Origin of the sequence: Arthrobacter sp. CAL618 (assembly GCF_000468215.1) — a bacterium.
Taxonomy (GTDB): Bacteria; Actinomycetota; Actinomycetes; order Actinomycetales; family Micrococcaceae; genus Arthrobacter_D.
Genome location: NZ_ASZW01000186.1, coordinates 1 through 2,372 on the forward strand (window position 1 = coordinate 1; position 2,372 = coordinate 2,372).

Below are 2,372 nucleotides of genomic sequence, written 5' to 3' on the forward strand. Positions count from 1 at the left end.
GGCTCGGTGAGCGCAAACGCGCCGGTAATCTTCAGATCCATCGCGTCCTGGAGGAGACGGGCCTTCTGATCTTCGGACCCGAACTCGTGCAATGCTTCGACAAACAGGTCGTGGTGCACCATGAAGAACGTGGCCAGGGACGTGTCCGCGCGGGTCATTTCAGCGATGACCATGCCGCCGAAGAGGTAGCTGTACCCCTGTTGGACGGGCGTGCTCAGGTTCAGTGCGGCGAGTTTGGGCAGCACCTCGATGGGAAACTCGGCCCGGTTCCACCACTCCTCCGCCGACGGAGCGACCTCTTTAGCAAGAAAGTCACGGACGTCGTCGAGTTTGGCGCTTTCGGTGGGGCTGAGGAGGGATTCGAAGCCCATAAAATCGGCGGAGGGGAGGGTGCTCTCCATTGAGCTGTTCCTTTCTGGGCTGCGCTGGGCAGCTATTTCGGCGCCATCCGGATGGCACCGTCGAGGCGAATCGTTTCGCCGTTGAGCATCTGATTCTGCACGATGTGGGAGACGAGGGCTGCGTACTCGGCGGGCTTGCCGAGCCGGGACGGGTGAGGGACCTGGGCGCCGAGGGAATCCTGCGCCTCCTGGGGCAGCCCCGACATCATTGGGGTCTCGAAAATCCCGGGCGCAATGGTGACCACCCGGATCAGCGACCGGGCCAGTTCACGCGCGATGGGCAGGGTCATCGCGGCGACGGCACCCTTGGAGGCGGCATAGGCTGGCTGGCCGATCTGACCGTCGAACGCTGCGACTGACGCGGTGTTCACAATGACCCCGCGTTCAGCCGAGCCGTCCTCCGGCGTCACGGGATCGGTTGCTGCCATCGCCTCCGCGGACAACCGGATCACGTTGAAGGTGCCGATCAGGTTGATGTTGATGACCTTGGTGAACTGCTCCAGGGGAAGTACCCCGTCACGTCCGAGGACCTTCCCGGGGGTGGCGATCCCCGCGCAGTTGACCACTGTGCGAAGCGGGCCGAGCGCAACAGCAGTATCGACCGCAGCCTGGACCTGTGCTGGATCGGTGACGTCTGCCGGGGCAAACACGGCCCGGTCGCCCAGCGCGGCAGCGAACTCGGCGCCGGCCGACTGGGGCAGGTCCACCAGCACCACGGTGGCGCCTTCGCCGTGCAGTTGCCTGGCAGTGGCCTGTCCCAGGCCGGAGGCTCCTCCGGTGATCAGGGCCACAGTGTGGTTGATGTCCATGAAGTCTCCTCGAGTTGGTGCCATTGGGCGATTTGCCGCCATTTGGTGCTGGGATGGAACCTGATGCCCACTAAACATTACTGTGACGTAGCCCATACTGCATCCGGGGTGGCCGGGAATTGGCAGATTGCTCAATACAGGTACCGCGCTGTCCGGCTAGGGTGGTTTTATGCTCAATTCGCGGGAGGAACACCCGGTCCGTACAGCCGGGTTGCGGGCTCGGGCCGCAGCTGAATCCGTGGGGTCCAGGTTCGGTCATCGGCTGTGGGGTCTGCCGGGCACCCACCTCGGCGCCGTGCGTTTTCCTCCCGGGCGGGGCCTGTCCCCCTGGCACTATTGGTGGCAGGCTCATTACCTTGACGCACTGGTGGATGCGGCCCTGCGCGAATCCGATGAGTGTGCCGCCGAAAAGCAGGCTGTCACGGCACGCCGGCTGCTCCGGAGCATCTACTTACGCAACGGACTGCGCTGGACCAACTCTTATTACGACGATATGGCGTGGCTTGCGCTCGCCGCCGATCGGTTCCGTCAGCTGGGGCGCGGCGGTGGACATCCCGGCTCGCCTCTGATGCGGGCGCTTCGGTCTGCGCACACCCCCGAGCTCGACGGCGGGCTGTACTGGAACACCGACCGTGACTTCAAGAACACCCCGGCCACGGGACCCGCCGCCCTGTTGTTCGCCCGGCGAGGCGATACGGTCCGGGCCCAGGAGCTGGTCGACTGGCTGCAGGGTCGCCTGCAGGATCCCCGCACCGGGTTGTTCCAGGATGGTATCCGGATCGCTGGCGGACGCGAGAGGCTGATACCAACCATCTACACCTATAACCAGGGGCCCGTGCTTGGTGCCCTCCTGGAACTCGGTGGGCCGGATAACCTGTCCAGTGCTGAAGACCTGATCCTCGCCGTCGACAAGCAGCTGACGCACGACGGCGTGCTGTGGACGCATGGTGGGGGCGACGGCGGATTGTTCACCGGAATTCTGGCCCGCTACCTGGCTGTCGCTGCTGCGACCCCCGCCCTGCCGTCCGCGACACGGCGCACCGCCGGAGCACTGGTGACGACGACGGCCGAGACGCTGTGGACCGGACGGACTGTACCTGACGGGACGCCAGCGCCGAAGCGGAAGACGGCGCAGGGGACGACGGCCCGCGGCGGCACCGGC

At 65.6% G+C, this 2,372-nt stretch carries 3 protein-coding genes; 1 reads left to right on the top strand and 2 read right to left on the bottom strand.

What is annotated here, in order from left to right:
* On the bottom strand, positions 1-401 hold a 401-nt coding region (locus K728_RS19240; protein ID WP_019482318.1), incomplete at its 3' end, for an acyl-CoA dehydrogenase family protein.
* 32 nt (positions 402-433) lie between these two features.
* Positions 434-1,210: a 3-hydroxyacyl-CoA dehydrogenase gene (locus K728_RS0111355; RefSeq protein WP_019482317.1), complete on the bottom strand. Its 777-nt coding sequence runs from the start codon at positions 1,208-1,210 to the stop codon at positions 434-436.
* A gap of 169 nt (positions 1,211-1,379) precedes the next feature.
* On the opposite strand from K728_RS0111355, the gene K728_RS0111360 reads away from it, so the two are divergent.
* Positions 1,380-2,372 (top strand): glycoside hydrolase family 76 protein (locus tag K728_RS0111360; protein ID WP_024476786.1); only part of this gene is annotated, 993 nt, incomplete at its 3' end.

Excerpts from the sequence above, each read along its gene's own strand:
- K728_RS0111355 (WP_019482317.1), bottom strand. The coding sequence starts at position 1,210 with ATGGACATCAACCACACTGTGGCCCTGATCACCGGAGGAGCCTCCGGC.